Source organism: Paenibacillus sp. OV219 (genome assembly GCF_900110075.1).
In the GTDB taxonomy this organism is placed as follows: Bacteria; Bacillota; Bacilli; order Paenibacillales; family Paenibacillaceae; genus Paenibacillus_Z.
The window spans coordinates 20183-34867 of record NZ_FOCJ01000008.1 but is presented as its reverse complement, the minus strand read 5'-3'; the positions used below and the strand labels follow the sequence as shown (position 1 = coordinate 34867).

The window sequence follows — 14685 nt, the reverse complement described above, 5'->3', positions numbered from 1 at the left end:
GCGTAAACGGCTGACGCATCCTCATGGCAAAGCTTACGTTTCGCGGGGCATGATAGAAATTCATACAAATCGATCCTATGAATTAATAGCATCGCGGTCGAAAAAAAGCGGCGGAGCATCAGCTCCGCCGCTTTCCTGTCTATTAGTATCCTTCGCCCTTGCCGCCGCCAACAATCGTCACGCTTGCGCTTGCGCCGATGCGCGTAGCGCCTGCTTCGATCAAGCTGCGAACCGTCTCCAGATCGCGAACGCCGCCGGACGCTTTAACGCCCATCTCCGGTCCAACCGTCTGGCGCATAAGCGCGATGTCCTTCACTGTAGCACCGCCTGGGCCGAAGCCTGTCGAAGTCTTCACGAAGTCAGCGCCTGCACGCTTGCAAATTTCGCTAGCCGTTACTTTCTCTTCATCCGTCAGCAGACCAACCTCGAGGATGACCTTCATCACAGCGCGGCCCTTGCAAGCTTCCGCTACGCCACGAACATCCTTCTCTACTTCATCTAGACGTCCGGATTTCAACGCGCCAACGTTAAGCACCATATCAATCTCTGTCGCGCCGTTATCGATCGCATCCTTCGTCTCCGCCACTTTAACCTGCGAAGTGGACGCGCCAAGCGGGAAGCCGACAACCGTCGTAATGCCAACTCCTGAGCCTGCCAACTGAGAAGCCGCCTCAGATACCCAATACGGATTCACGCATACGGTTGCAAATTTGTTGTCCCTCGCTTCCTTGCAGAGCTTCACGATCTGCTCCAAGGATGCTTCCGGCTTCAATAACGTATGGTCAAAATAGGCAGCTAAAGCTGCGCCCTCTAATTGTTGTCCCATCCTGTAACCTCTCTCTATCTGTTTAAATTGCGCTCCAGTAAATATTTTGCCGTAAACTGGTCGGTTATAAGCACATTCGTATATTTCCCGCGAAGCGCGCCATAGATACCGTCCACCTTGCGGATGCCACCTGCGATCAGAATGGACTGCTCCTTCTGCTTCAGATCGTTCAGCGAAATGCCGATTGTGCGCTGATCCAGCTCCTGCGAGACGATGACGCCATGGATATTGAAGTAGCGCGAGCAAATATCGCCCGCCCCCTTCTCGAAGATCATCTTCAGCTCTTCTTCGTTAAAGTAATTCGCCTTAATCAGCACGGAATCTTCCGTCGGTGTTCCAACGGTCACAATCGCAATATTCGCCTTCTTACCCAGCTCCAAAATATTGTTGATATGCCGGTCGGTTTCAATCGTCTCTTTCACGACGGCATGATCAAATATCGCGGGCAGCGGGATGAAGTACGGTGTCGTATGGAACGCTTTGCCGAACAGCGTAATGATCTCGCTCGCGTACGTATTCGTCTCCGAATGGCTGACGCCGCCGTTCAGCTGCACAACCTTGACGTCGCGGACATGCTTATCCGATAGACCCAGCGCCACCTCGTACAGCGTCGTTCCCCACGTCGCTGCGATGATATCGCCGTCCTTGACGATACTATCAATATATTTAGCACCTGCAACGCCGAGATACTTCTTCACGACCGTATCCTCATAATGCGGCACGTTGACGATGACAACTTTCTTCAGGCCGAATTTACGTTCGATCTGCCCGGCAAGAAGATCGTTGTTCTCCAGCGGGTCAACAATGCTAATGATGACATAGCCTTCTTCTTTGGCTTGTTGAATGAAACGGCTTACGGTCGGGCGGGATACGCCCAGCTTCTTGGCAATTTCCTGCTGACTGTAATCCAGCTGATAGTACATCCGAACCGCATCAAGCATTTTTCCCCGTTTATCCTCTGAACGCTCTTCGTGCACTGGCTCTCCCTCCCCTGTGATCGTTAAGCCGCAGACGCTTTAGACATCCTGCCAATCTGCTATCGCTTGCCGGAGTCGAATACCTCTCCTGCTGCCTTCGGCGCTTGCGACGACTTCGAGAAGATGACGAGCGCTATGAGCGTGATGGCATAAGGGAATACCTTAAGCAAGATCGGCGGAAAATCAGCAAGCTGCGGAATAACCTGCGAGACGTTGGCAACCGTGCTGGCAAATCCGAAGAACAGCGTCGCGGCAAGAATGCCGAGTGGACGCCATTGTCCGAAGATGAGCGCTGCGAGTGCCAAGAAGCCAAGACCCGATACCGTACCGTTGAATTCTCCGGCAATCGTAACGAGATGAATGGCGCCGCCAAGTCCAGCGAAAGCGCCGGATATGAGCACGCCGATATAGCGCATTTTGCGAACATTAACCCCTGCCGCCTCTGCCGCCTGCGGATATTCACCACAAGAGCGAAGGCGTAGACCGAACGCCGTCTTCCGAAGCACAAACGAGCTAAGGAGCACGACAAGAAGAATGAGCCACGTCGTCCAGTAGGTTTTCGTGAAGATTAGCGGACCGATGACAGGAATATGGGATAGTCCCCATACATCAAACGGCGGGAAGCCGTTCGTCAGTCGGATATTACCGCTACCTGTAATGTTGCGGGACATGAATACAGTAAGCGCACCTGCAATCATGTTAATCGCCGTACCGCTAATAACCTGGTTTGCATTGAGATGGATGCTGGCAAAGGCGTGCAGCAGAGAAAATACGAGCCCTGCAGCTGCCGCAACGAGAATCCCGATCCAGATCGATGTCACTGTATGACCCGGCCAATTCGTTTCCAGCTTGCTAATCGTAAACGCAGATGCGAACGAGCCAATGACCATTAGCCCTTCCAAACCGATATTAACAACACCGCTTCGCTCGCTGAACAACCCGCCAAGCGCGGTAATCAGCAAAGGAATGGTGAACATGATCGCATACGGGAAAATTTGTTGAATCGTCGTCCACATACGCTATACCTTCCCCTTTCCGCTTACAGCACGGCTCTCATTCGATCGGCGACGACCGATAAACCAAGTAATGACGCGGTTCATCAGTACGCTTGTTGCCGCGAAATAGATGATGATCGCAATGATGGAATCCGCAATTTCCGGCGGAATATCTGTCATCGCGTTCATGAAGCCCCGGCCGGAGTACAGGAGGCCGAAGAACAGTGCAGAGGCAAGTACGCCAACCGGCGAATTGGCTCCGAGCAGCGCAACCGCGATGCCATCATAGCCTTGCGTAGGCAGCACGCCGATTTGAATATTGTTGCCGTTACCTGCATATTGCGCCAAGCCGGCAAGACCGGCAAGGGCGCCAGAGATGAGCATCGACAGAATGATGCTGCGGTTAACGCCGATACCGGCATATTCCGCAGAGTGACGGTTAAAACCAACCGCTTTGAGCTCATAACCAAGCGTTGTTTTATTGATGATAAACGCGATGATAATGACGACGATGACCGCGAGGAACAAGCCGAGGTTCACATAGGAACCGCCGAACATGTCCGAGAGCCATGCCGCCTTCAACGTTGCTTTATCCGGAAGCGCGCGAGATTCCGTCTCAACGGATTCCGCCTTCAGGTAAGCAGGAACTGCATAGTAGATCGTCCAATAGGCAATCCAGTTCATCATGATGGTCGATACGACCTCATGGACATTGAATCTTGCCTTGAGCAACCCCGGAATGAACGCCCATACTGCACCGCCAAGAATAGCTGCGATGATCATGAGCGGTATGAGCACAGCACCGGATGCATCGATCTTAAGGCCGATGATCGAAGCGCAGAAGCCGCCGAACAGCATTTGCCCTGCTGCGCCGATATTGAACAGTCCCGTTCGGAAGGCGAATGCCACCGAGAGCCCTGTGAAGATAAGCGGTGTTCCTGTTGCAAGCGTGTCGCCGAATCGACTCACGTTCTTAAGCCCGCCCTGGAACAGGTAGCGATACCCCTCCAGTGGCGAATGCCCTGTTGCCGCCATCAGAATGGCGCCCCCGATAAGACCGAACAACACTGCACTCAGGGAAATAATGAGGTTTCTCATTGGTCTCCCCCTTCTCTAACTCCGGCCATCATGAGGCCGATCTCGTTCTCATTCGTTGCCGCCGCTTCCACGACGCCGATTAGCTCGCCGTTATTGACCACGGCAATACGATCCGATACGTTAAGCACCTCATCCAGCTCAAGCGAGATGAGCAGTACCGCTTTACCACGGTCGCGATGGCCGATGAGCCGTTTATGTATGTACTCAATCGAACCGACATCAAGTCCTCGCGTCGGCTGAACCGCAATCAGCAAACTCGGATCAAGCTCAATCTCTCGGCCGATGATCGCCTTCTGCTGGTTACCGCCGGATAAGGAACGCGATACCGAGAGCGGACCGCGCCCGGAGCGCACGTCGAAGCTCTCCAGAATGCCGCTCGCATATTTGCGGATGGCCCCTTTATTGAGAATACCGCGCTTCGAGAACGGTTCGCGTTGATACACCTGCAGGATCATATTCTCTTCCAGCGTGTAATCAAGGACGAGCCCGCGCTTCTGCCGATCTTCCGGAATATGCGCGACCCCTTTGTTAATCCGCTGGCGAATGGATTCCTTCGTAATTTCGTGACCGTTCAGAATAATCCGGCCCTTCTCACTTTTGCGAAGACCTGTAATCGCTTCCACTAGCTCGGATTGCCCGTTGCCTTCAACACCGGCAATACCGACAATTTCTCCAGCGCGGACTTCCAGATTGAAGTCCTTGAGGCCAGGCACGTTCTTATTATTGTTAACCGTAAGCCCATCCAGCTGCAGAATGACATCACCTGGCTGGCTCGGTTTCTTCTCGACTTTAAAATTAACGCTGCGGCCCACCATCATCTCGGCCATTTGCAGCTCACTCGTTGTTGCCACGTCAACCGTACCGATCGTTTTACCACGGCGGATAACGGTGCAGCGGTTTGCAGCTGCTTTAATTTCCTTCAGCTTGTGGGTGATAACAATGACCGATTTGCCCTCGGCGACGAGACTCTTCATGATCTTGATCAACTCGTCGATCTCCTGCGGGGTTAGAACAGCTGAAGGCTCATCTAGAATAAGCACTTCCGCATCACGGTATAGCATCTTCAGAATCTCGACACGCTGCTGCATGCCAACAGAAATATCCTCAATCTTCGCATGAGGATCTACGTTAAGGCCATAACGCTTGGAGAGCGCTTCAATCTTGCGAGCTGCTCCTTTAATGTTCAGGACGAGTCCTCGTTTGGGCTCATTACCAAGAATAATATTTTCGGTAACGGTAAAATTGCTGACCAGTTTAAAATGTTGATGGACCATGCCGATGCCAAGCTTATTCGCAACGTTCGGGTTTGCAATCTTCACCTGCTCGCCACGCACATTAATCGTGCCGCGGTCTGGCTGATACATGCCGAACAAAATGCTCATCAGCGTCGATTTACCGGCGCCGTTCTCCCCAAGCAACGCATGGATTTCGCCCTTACGCAGCTGAAGCGTAATGTCGTCATTGGCGACGACCCCCGGAAACTCCTTGCGAATGTTCAACATCTCTACTACGAATTCCATACGCCTGCGGCTCCTTTACCAAAATGATCGTAAGGATATATTCATCAGTGATTAACCAAAAAGAGACGGAGCGTCCCGTCTCTTCTTGGATTTATAAAAGCTGCTAGCTAAGCGTATTCGAAAATAATTACTTGATCAGGTCGCCCTTCTCAGCTTTCACATCGATTTCGCCGCTTTTTAGCTTGCCTACGATTTCTGTAACTTTCGTTGTAACATCGTCGCCAAGATTAGGGTTCGTTGCAGGGATGCCTACGCCGTCATTCTTAATATCGAATGTCAATGTTTGGCCGCCTGGGAAGCTACCATCTTGCTCCGCTTTCACCATGTCGTAAGAAGCAGCATTTACTTTCTTCATTGCGGATGTAAGGATGATCGACTTGTCATCTTTGTATACACCGTCTTTGAATTGGTCGCCATCTACGCCAACGATCCATACTTCTTTACCTTGGCCTGCGCGAGTTTTTGCTTCGTTGATCGCACCTACGCCAACGCCGCCTGCTGCTGCGAAGATAACTTTAACGCCGCGGTCGTACATTGCTGCTGCCAGCTGGCCGCCTGCTGCTACGTTATCGAAGCTGCCTTGGTATACAACATTCTCAGGCTTGATTGTGACTTTCGTGCCGAGGTTGTCGTTTGCGTATTTCACGCCTTGTTGGAAGCCCCAGTTGTACTTCTGAACCGGTGGAATTTCCATACCGCCGATGAAACCTGCTTCGCCTTCTTTCAATTGAAGCGCAGTTGCTACACCAGCGATGAAGCCGGATTGGTGCTCTGCGAAGAAGATCGATACAGTGTTCGTGCCAACTTTAGGCGTTGTATCGTCTGCAGTGTGCGGCGTACCGTCGATCAGAACGAATTTAGCGTCTTTGTATTTATCTTGTGCAGCATAGATCGCTGTCTCGAATTTGAAGCCTGGAACGACGATCATTTTGTAGCCTGCATCGTACAGGTTGCCGATTTCTTTCAGGTAGTCGGCTTCCGTTGTACCGGCTGGTTTCAAATACTTGCTCTCTACGCCAAGATCCTTCGTTGCTTGCTCTAGACCTTCCCAAGTGCCTTGGTTAAAGGACTTGTCGTCGATCGTACCGGAGTCTGTAACCATACCTGCTTTGAAGGATGCTTTTGCTGGTTCATTTGTGCCTGCGTTTGTACCTGCATTGTTACCTTCGTTGTTGTTTTTGCTGCCACAACCAACGACCAGTGTAACCGCGAGCAAACACATTGCGATTGTCGTTAATGTTCTTTTCATGATCCCACTCCTCATTTCCATATTTTGTTCCCTTCTAACCCCTGTTTTGAACATTTGTAAAAAACCAAATTTAGCATTTGTTTGTCCAGTATCAAATATACGGGTAATTTAGGCATTTGTAAATAAGATTTCTCCGCCTAATGACGTATTCCTGCCTTTTTGTGTCAACTTATCTAACGTTTCATTCACATTCAATTTATACACGGTTAGTATTCCCAAAATGAATCATTTCTTCCATCATTTTTTGCGAAAGGACAGCAATTCTCGACACGCACTGGTAAATGATACCTATTTAATTTTAATGTGATTAATCCTGCTTGTCTATGCCATTTCTTAACCTTGCCCGATTGGATATAGGAATGTAGACTTAACCTATCTTCCTACAAATGCGAGGTTACTAACACGAATGAAGTCCGTATCGAAATTACTGCTCGTGTACATCATCATCAGTCGCTCCATTGGTTCATCATCGGGCTCATTCTGCCTGTATCCAGTCTGTTCATGCTTGAAAAAGGGCTCAATCTACAAGAGATCGGCCTCGTCTTTGCCGTATCCTCTGGCGCCGTGCTACTGCTTGAGCTGCCTACCGGCGGCTTGTCGGATGTGCTTGGCCGCAAACGTGTCTACCAGCTCTCGCTGCTGTTCCTGCTCGGCGCAGTGGTGCTCGTCATGCTTTCGTGGAATCTTATATCGCTCTTACTCGGCTATGTGCTGTTCGGCGCGGCGAGAGCACTTTCCTCCGGCTCGATCGACGCCTGGTTCGTCGATGAGTTCAACCGGCTTGAGCCTGGCGGTGATTTGAACAGCAAGCTTGCCAAAGCGAACATCTATATTCCACTAGCGATGGGAATAAGCGCGCTAGCAGGCGGTGTATTGCCGGATTGGCTCGGAAGCTACACGACGCACTTCGGGGCAGGCATTTATTCGATTAACTTCATCGCAATGGCACTTATGATTATGCTGCAATATGTACTCACTGCTAGACTCGTTGTCGAGAAGGTCCATACCTCCCGCTCTGCGCGAATGACGGACGGCTTCCGCCAGCTCCCGCAGCTCGTATCGGATTCTGTACGCTACGGTATCAAACAAACGGCTGTCTTCATGCTGCTTCTCGCTACTTTTGCATGGGGCTTCGCCTTCTCAGGTCTCGAAACCTACTGGCAGCCGCAGGTGAAGGGCATCCTTGGCGCGGGTTCAGCAACATGGCAGTTCGGCCTGCTCACCGCCGGTTATTTCATCTCCGCCTCCATCGGCGGCCTATCCACCTCGCCCGTGGCACGCTGGCTGAACGTTCCGTTCCGCACATTGCTGCTCATCGCCCGCGTACTGCTCGGCATCCTCTTTCTCGTCCTGGCCGCACAGAGCGGTGCACTTGGTTTTACGGTCTTCTACTTTGTCCTATTTATGACCAATGGCATGGTAAGCGCGCCGGATGCAACCTTGTTCAATGAACAGCTCGATGAAAGCAACCGCTCCACGATGCAGTCCATGTCCTCCTTGTTCTTGCAGCTCGGCGGACTGATCGGCTCCGTCGTACATGGCTATATCGCACAGAACGCGTCGATCTCCATCACTTGGTACATTGCGGGCGGCGTCCTGATCGCCTCTGGCTTCCTCTATATGAATGTCCGGCCTTCCGATGTGAAGAAGAGCGCAAGTGTTCTCGACGCATAGGCAGCTGCGGATGGCATAGTTCCTGCATGAACATACACTAATTGCAGCACAGCACCAGGCTCTTATCCATGAAGGAGGAAGAGGTCCCATGTTTATGCCAAGCCAAATGCCGCTGCAGCAGAAGGCGCTTTATATGATGGGCAGGCCCGTCGGCATCTCGCTCAGAAACGGCACCGGTGTCTCCGGCATTCTATGCCGCGTTGAAGGCGGCGAAGTGTACGTCATGCAGTACATGTATGCGTCCCAATTTGCCACCTTCCATTATCCACTGAACCAGATTAATGATATTTTGGCTTATCCGGCTTGTTGAAGCGAGCGCAACCGATTGCCGCATAACAGAAGAAGTCCCCGCCCTTACGCATCCTTTCGATGCGCGAGAGCGGGGACTTCTTGTTACTGCGTGTCAATGTCCAATGCCTTGAACGAGCAAATTCGCGAAAAATTCAGCGCCGTGCTTCTTCAGGTGGACACCGTCCTTGCCGAAGAAGTCTTCACGCCCTTTGCTTGCGGAATACCAGTCGATAAGCGTTAAGCTAGGCGTATTCTTGATCGTTTCACTGAGCAAGTCGTTCACGACGTCCTGCCACTTGCGCGGCACGCGTGTGTTCACGAGCACGACTCGCCGATCATCACCGATTGCTTCAAGCAGCGAATCGAGCTGCTTCGTTGTGAACGATCCGTTCGTGCCGAGCTCGATTACGACCGTATGGCCGAGCTGCTTGTTCCGCTTCAGTTCTTCCACTACTTCGTCTGACTCGAACATTTGCCGGCCAACCTTGCCTTCCACGACGATCCCATTGATTAGTTTCTCCAAGTAGGGCTTCGCGTCCAGAATTATCGAGTCGCCGATGACCGTTACCGTATCTTCCGGCGCGACTGGCGTATTCGGCTTGCTCGGCGGCGGCGTATCCGATTCCTGCGGCTTACCTGGTGGAGTCGAACTCCCGCCACTATCCTTCGAAGGCTGACCCGATCCGGCTCCGTCCTGATTTTGCCCTGATGCAGCTTGCTCCGAGCTCTGCTGATCTTCATCCGTAGGCCTCGCATCAGTAGGCTTGTCCGTCACATCGCCATCGCCATCTGCATCAGGGTTCACTTCACCGGTCGGTGCATCCGTAGTGCCTTGCGCGCCATTACTATCGGTCTGACTCGCATCATGCTGATCGGATGACCCTTTCGAATCCGTCGACGGATTCGTTACGGTTGGCACTAAGCCACCCGCAGAACCTCCGCCTGTTACTACAGCTTGTCCCCCTGCAAGAGCTGGGCCTCCGCCTCTAACGCCCATGTCAATGTTTTTGGCGGAATCTCCTATGACAATATTTCTTTGTCCCGAGCAGGATACGCTGACGACAGCAAGCAAGCAGACCGAGGCGAGCATCAACTTACGGCTCGATCTTCTACCAATTGACGACTGCTTCAGCAGCTGCACCAGCTTCCCAATCGCACCGTGGCGGATTGGCTCCTCTACGAATCGCCAGGACAGCTCCGCTAGTGCTACAGATGCGAGAATTTGCAACAATGCGCGCACCGGATTGAATATATCCAGCTCAGCCGCCGGAGTTGAGAGCGCAATGACTGGATAATGGTACAGATAGATGCCGTACGACCTTGCACCGAACCATTGCAGCGGTTTGCATCCAATGATGCGGGCAAGCCAGCTGTCCGGATGCGCTAGCGCCGCAACTACAGCGGCCGTAGCAATCGATAGGACGACCATGCCTCCGCGATAAAGGAACGCATCGTACTCGCCCACCATCGCAATCATGGCCACTATGACGGAGAATCCAATGACGCCGATCGTATCAAGCGCTTTCACCGCACGCTTCGATGCAATCAGGTCCGCAAGCTTCCAGCTTGGCCACACCACAGCGAGCGCTGCGCCGATCAACAGCGCGAAAGAACGTGTATCCGTGCCATAGTAGACACGGCTTGGATCGAGCTGCGGCACATAAATATAGGCCATCGCAAGAGCCGATACTGCCGCACCAGCCAGGATAACGAGTGCCAGCGTGCCGCGCCGCGGTACGAACTTCACGAGTATCGCGAGCAGCATCGGCCAGACGAGATAGAACTGCTCTTCAACCGCAAGCGACCACAAATGCCCGAGCGGTGATGGCGGACCGAAGCTCTCGAAGTACGATACTTGATGATAGATTAGCCGCCAATTGCTCATATAGAGCAGAGCTGCACCAATCTCTCCGCGTAATGTGTACAGCCGCTGCGGATCAGTCGTCGCCAGCCATATCGAGACAAGCCCCAACATAATGATCATAGCAGGCAGCAGCCTGCGAGCGCGGCGAATCCAGAAATCACCGAGTGCCAGCTTATTCCCTCTACTATGCTGCTTTAATAGAATATCCGTAATCAGATAGCCGGAAAGGACAAAAAACATGCCAACGCCCAGCAGTCCGCCTGGCACCCACGATAAGTTAAGATGATAGGCGATGACCGCAAAGACAGCGATCGCTCGCAATCCATCCAATCCAGGCATATAGCGTCCACTGTTTCCTAATGGTTTTGGCACTTGCTTCCTTCTCCTTCCGTTAATGGGCAACTCTCACTCTTGCTTCAATAACTCTCAAATATGTAACCTGCATGAATCATTATAAAACGATTGTTGGTTTATGTCGTTACAGAACAGTTACAGTTCGGTTTCAAACTAGTAACGTCCCCCTAGTAAATGTAACCAATTCGCACAAAAAAGGCTACCAGGCAATTGCCCGGCAGCCTCAAATCTAGTTATCCAAAATAATCCGCAAGCCCTCTCGCAATCGCCGCAGCTGCCTTCCTCTGATAGGAAGCGCCGCGAACGAGCGATTCATCCTTCGGATTCGACAAGAAGCCGAGCTCCACGAGCGTAGCGACCGTGTTGTTCTCACGCAGCACGTAGAGATCACCGAACGACACGCCGTTGCTGCGGAGGCCAATGCCTTGCTTTAGCTCCGCTTCTACAGCCTGCGCAAGCGGACGATCCTTCTTCTCCGAGTAGAAGAACGTCAACGTTCCGGTCGACTTCTTCACCGACGAATTATAATGAATGCTGACAAAAGCATCCGCGTGTGCCGATTCACTAATCCGCACGCGCTCCGACAGCTCCGGCTTCACATCTGTTGTACGCGTCATTATGACGCGAGCGCCTAGCCTTATGAGCTCCTGCTTCAGATAGTTCGCCGTGCTGAGCGTGAGCGTCTTCTCCTTCGTATCCTGCGTTGTGCCGATCATGCCCGGATCATTACCGCCATGCCCGGCGTCAACGACGATGAGCTTGCCTCGCAGCCCTCTGCCGGATGATTGAGCCGACAACGGTGCGCCTTTGCCAACGTACTGCTTCGCAACCCAGCCATTCACCTTTGCCGTTGTCTTTATCTTTAGCCAACTCCCTTGGCTGCCGTTAATCGTCACCTGCTCGCCTTGTGCGAGTGAGCCGACCACTTTATAGCTCGTGCCTGGGCCGGAACGAATTCGAAGCGATTCCGTCAGGACGGTCGCAGTCGATCCCGAATTAGTACTTACAGTGCCGCTTGTCGGTGGCGACGTGGCTGCCGTTGCATTCTCAGGCTGTCCCGAGCTGTCCAGCTTGCGGAGCAAATAGCCCGCCGCCCAGCCGGTCAATTTATTTTTCTTAATCTGTACCCAGCCGTCGCTTTCTTCGTCCGTTACCGTTACGACGTCACCCGATTTCAGCTGACCGACGACCGATGCCTGAAGTGATGGCTCGCTTCGAACGTTCAATTCTGTGGTGTTTACTTTAGCCTGGTAAGGGAACTTTGATGTGGCTGCCGCCATTGTCATGCCTAGTGAACCGACAACTAGAATCATAATAATAGCGAGACTGATGAGTTTGCGCATAGAATCTCCTTCCGCGTAAAAAAAAGGTTGATTCCCATTATATCAGCAGCTGGTAGAAAGCGACATCCTCTTTTTTTCCTAAAATAGGGCCTACGGGGGATAGCCTCATCTATACACGCATCCTACACTATATCGATCTCCCTAGTCGACTCGATTCGACACCGTGTTACGCGGGTTTACGCAAGCGACTATCGGGTCATTCCTATATTCCATAGTTATCCATATATCCCTGCGAATTTGCCACATAGCCATAAGAATACATGAATTCATTCATTGTCACTCTAGGTCCAATATCCTATTCCCTAACTCAACCAGCCTATTAATCTTTGTACGGATCAAATTCATCCGCACCAGCCATACATACCCCGAACGGCTTCAGCACATGAAGCACGTCAATAGTTTCACGATGCGCATCCAGCACATCCTGCAGCTTGCGGTAGACGAATGGACTCTCGTCCGTACCCGCTCCGCGAAGAACGACACCGAACTCATCTACAGCCTGCTTCATCTGCTGCGGAGAGATTAAGCCACCGCTTCGCCGCCGCGTCTTCCAGTTCATTTTGCCTGCGGCTGCCGTCCGGCTCATCACTCGTCCCGCTCCGTGCACGGTGCTGTAGCACGCATCGCGATTCTCCTCCGTAGCTTTCCCACGCACAATAACCGAAATATCGCCCATGCTGCCGCCGATAAACCCGAGCTGTCCTGGGGCTGAAGGCGTCGCTCCTTTGCGGACGACGATCGTCTCCTTACCGAAGTGCTGCTCTTTCCACGCATAGTTATGGTGATTGTGCACCTCCATATCCGCCTCTGCGCCAAGAATGGACAGCACCTGATTCATCACATAATCACGTCCGGCATATGCATACCGACCAGCGAGCCGCATGGCACGGTAGTACATGTCTCCAAGCTCACTATCAATGCCAAGCAGTGTAGGCGGTTGGTCCATTTTCTCCCCTGGCGCACTGCCTAGAAACTCCCTGCCGACTGCGAGATTGAGGAAGCCGCTCGCTGTCTTGTGCCCGAACCCGCGGCTGCCGAAATGATTCGCCACCCACAACCGCCCCGTTGCCTGCTCCTCGAACAAATCGACAAAATGGTTCCCGCTTCCCACGGTCCCAAGCTGAGTCCGCGCCAAGGAGAAGAGCTTATCATGCTCCTGCTTGCCAATCGCCTTGTACACGGCCCAGTCCGGGTCATCGAACAGTTCATGATCGACCTGCACATCGTTCACACGGCCGACGCCAAATGAGATACGCTGCGCGATCGTGTCCATAATCGCTGCAATCTTAGGCTTAATCTCGCTTGCCAGCAAGTTCGTCCGAACCGCCTTGTTCCCACAGCCAATATCATAGCCGACTCCGGATGGCGAAATCTGTCCATCATAGACAACGACGCCGCCAATGGGCTGGCTGTACCCTTTGTGATGATCCGCCATGAGCAAGGTCTGCACCACGTTGCCAGTTTCCGCACAAGTCAGCGCTTGTGCGACCGCTCCTTCATCAGGTGTTCCCCAGACACGGACGCCTTCAATTGTTGTATAAGCCATCTATATCCCTCTTCCCCACGCTTCCGCAATTGCGGCGCGAAATAGTTGATTGAGTCTCTCTTCTGCAAGCGTGTCCGCGCTGCTCACTGCCTGTGCCTCGGTCTCGAAATAAGCTATTTCCTGCTCCAGATATTCGTTCAGCACGTCAAGACGCGGCTCGTAATTCAGCTCATCACCGGCGATTTTGCGAGCGAGCAGCTGATGAATGGTGTCCGTTAGCTCGCTTCCCTCCGGCAGCATCTCATCTACAAGCGTCTGAAATTCCATAGGCGGCATCGTGTTCTCCCGCTCGATCCATCTGCAAGCCAGTATCGGCCGCAGCACGTAAAAGTATTTCTTCAACCTCACTTGATCCCCTTGCAAATAAGCGCGGTAGTTGCCTCTTGCCATATGTAAGTAATGATAGAGACAGGATCGCGGCGAGAATGCCTGCTTTGCCAAGCCTCGAATTAGCCGTGCAATCGTCGTTTCTTCCAAATAAGGAATCGGCGATTGCAGCCATTCGAGGAGAGGAGGGTTCGATTTGCGAAATAGTTGCAACGCTTTGCCGATATCCCAGCCGCTCATGTCCAGCATGCTGCTGATCGGACGCTCGATGACATCACGTTTGTCGAATATCGATAAGTACCACTCTGCGGGTCGCACATAGATGAAGCGCACATCGTAATCGCTGTCTTTGGACGGAAATCCCCATGCCCTGCTGCCGGACTCACAAGCATAGACGATACGGACATTTTCCTCGCGTTCAATTCCTCTTAGCTGTTCTACAATTTGTTCTCGCGTATATACGGTCATATGCCGCCGCCTCCCTTTTCTTCAACTGCACCTATTGTCTCCGGTTTCTCTGCTCGTGAACATGGCGAAAGTATGACGACCCCATAAATCCCCATTCAGTTTCCAAGCATCCCCTGTTAAAATGTTACCATTAGAGCATCGTGCACCGCAGAG

The 14685-nt window shown here is 52.4% G+C and carries 12 protein-coding genes; 2 read left to right on the top strand and 10 right to left on the bottom strand.

The genetic code is table 11. The features are described 5' to 3' along the window. Positions 1–142: 142 nt before the first annotated feature. The 6 genes from deoC to BMY11_RS19645 all read right to left on the bottom strand — a co-directional run bounded on the left by deoC (position 143) and on the right by BMY11_RS19645 (position 6665). Positions 143–826, bottom strand: a complete 684-nt coding sequence (deoC, locus tag BMY11_RS19670) for a deoxyribose-phosphate aldolase (protein WP_090580064.1) — start codon at positions 824–826, stop codon at positions 143–145. 14 nt (positions 827–840) lie between these two features. After that, positions 841–1767: a sugar-binding transcriptional regulator gene (locus BMY11_RS19665; protein ID WP_090580647.1), complete on the bottom strand. Its 927-nt coding sequence runs from the start codon at positions 1765–1767 to the stop codon at positions 841–843. A 95-nt stretch (positions 1768–1862) separates the two neighbouring features. Then, complete coding sequence (locus tag BMY11_RS19660; protein ID WP_090580061.1) at positions 1863–2819, bottom strand: ABC transporter permease; 957 nt, start codon at positions 2817–2819, stop codon at positions 1863–1865. Between the two features lie 3 nt (positions 2820–2822). Continuing rightward, positions 2823–3896: an ABC transporter permease gene (locus BMY11_RS19655; RefSeq protein ID WP_090580060.1), complete on the bottom strand. Its 1074-nt coding sequence runs from the start codon at positions 3894–3896 to the stop codon at positions 2823–2825. Continuing rightward, entirely contained in the window at positions 3893–5416 is a 1524-nt protein-coding gene (locus tag BMY11_RS19650) for an ABC transporter ATP-binding protein (RefSeq protein ID WP_090580057.1), read from the bottom strand. Before BMY11_RS19650 ends, BMY11_RS19655 begins: the two co-directional genes overlap by 4 nt. 127 nt (positions 5417–5543) lie before the next feature. Continuing rightward, positions 5544–6665 carry a BMP family lipoprotein gene (locus BMY11_RS19645; RefSeq protein ID WP_090580054.1) on the bottom strand — a complete coding sequence of 374 codons (1122 nt, stop codon included), beginning with the start codon at positions 6663–6665 and terminating at the stop codon, positions 5544–5546. Positions 6666–7082: 417 nt separating this feature from the next. On the opposite strand from BMY11_RS19645, the gene BMY11_RS19640 reads away from it, so the two are divergent. Together BMY11_RS19640 and BMY11_RS19635 are read left to right on the top strand one after the other, a co-directional pair. Then, positions 7083–8339, top strand: a complete 1257-nt coding sequence (locus tag BMY11_RS19640; protein ID WP_090580051.1) for an MFS transporter — start codon at positions 7083–7085, stop codon at positions 8337–8339. Between the two features lie 88 nt (positions 8340–8427). Next, positions 8428–8649, top strand: coding sequence for a hypothetical protein (locus BMY11_RS19635; RefSeq protein ID WP_371262890.1), 222 nt, complete (start codon positions 8428–8430; stop codon positions 8647–8649). A gap of 93 nt (positions 8650–8742) precedes the next feature. Here BMY11_RS19635 and BMY11_RS19630 read toward each other — a convergent pair whose 3' ends face one another. From BMY11_RS19630 to BMY11_RS19615, 4 genes are all read right to left on the bottom strand, one after another. After that, positions 8743–10866 carry an acyltransferase family protein gene (locus tag BMY11_RS19630; RefSeq protein ID WP_090580048.1) on the bottom strand — a complete coding sequence of 708 codons (2124 nt, stop codon included), beginning with the start codon at positions 10864–10866 and terminating at the stop codon, positions 8743–8745. A gap of 215 nt (positions 10867–11081) precedes the next feature. After that, positions 11082–12191: an N-acetylmuramoyl-L-alanine amidase family protein gene (locus BMY11_RS19625; protein ID WP_090580045.1), complete on the bottom strand. Its 1110-nt coding sequence runs from the start codon at positions 12189–12191 to the stop codon at positions 11082–11084. A 319-nt stretch (positions 12192–12510) separates the two neighbouring features. Further along, positions 12511–13737 carry an RtcB family protein gene (locus tag BMY11_RS19620; protein ID WP_090580042.1) on the bottom strand — a complete coding sequence of 409 codons (1227 nt, stop codon included), beginning with the start codon at positions 13735–13737 and terminating at the stop codon, positions 12511–12513. Next, positions 13738–14532 carry a nucleotidyltransferase domain-containing protein gene (locus tag BMY11_RS19615; protein WP_090580039.1) on the bottom strand — a complete coding sequence of 265 codons (795 nt, stop codon included), beginning with the start codon at positions 14530–14532 and terminating at the stop codon, positions 13738–13740. It lies immediately after the preceding gene. Positions 14533–14685: the final 153 nt, after the last annotated feature.

Bases quoted from the DNA above. Each gene is read 5' to 3' on its own strand.
- BMY11_RS19615 (WP_090580039.1), bottom strand. From the start codon at position 14,532: ATGACCGTATATACGCGAGAACAAATTGTAGAACAGCTAAGAGGAATT.
- BMY11_RS19635 (WP_371262890.1), top strand. From the start codon at position 8,428: ATGTTTATGCCAAGCCAAATGCCGCTGCAGCAGAAGGCGCTTTATATG.
- BMY11_RS19625 (WP_090580045.1), bottom strand. From the start codon at position 12,191: ATGCGCAAACTCATCAGTCTCGCTATTATTATGATTCTAGTTGTCGGT.
- BMY11_RS19660 (WP_090580061.1), bottom strand. From the start codon at position 2,819: ATGTGGACGACGATTCAACAAATTTTCCCGTATGCGATCATGTTCACC.
- BMY11_RS19650 (WP_090580057.1), bottom strand. From the start codon at position 5,416: ATGGAATTCGTAGTAGAGATGTTGAACATTCGCAAGGAGTTTCCGGGG.
- BMY11_RS19620 (WP_090580042.1), bottom strand. From the start codon at position 13,737: ATGGCTTATACAACAATTGAAGGCGTCCGTGTCTGGGGAACACCTGAT.
- BMY11_RS19655 (WP_090580060.1), bottom strand. From the start codon at position 3,896: ATGAGAAACCTCATTATTTCCCTGAGTGCAGTGTTGTTCGGTCTTATC.
- BMY11_RS19665 (WP_090580647.1), bottom strand. From the start codon at position 1,767: ATGCTTGATGCGGTTCGGATGTACTATCAGCTGGATTACAGTCAGCAG.
- BMY11_RS19645 (WP_090580054.1), bottom strand. From the start codon at position 6,665: ATGAAAAGAACATTAACGACAATCGCAATGTGTTTGCTCGCGGTTACA.
- deoC (WP_090580064.1), bottom strand. From the start codon at position 826: ATGGGACAACAATTAGAGGGCGCAGCTTTAGCTGCCTATTTTGACCAT.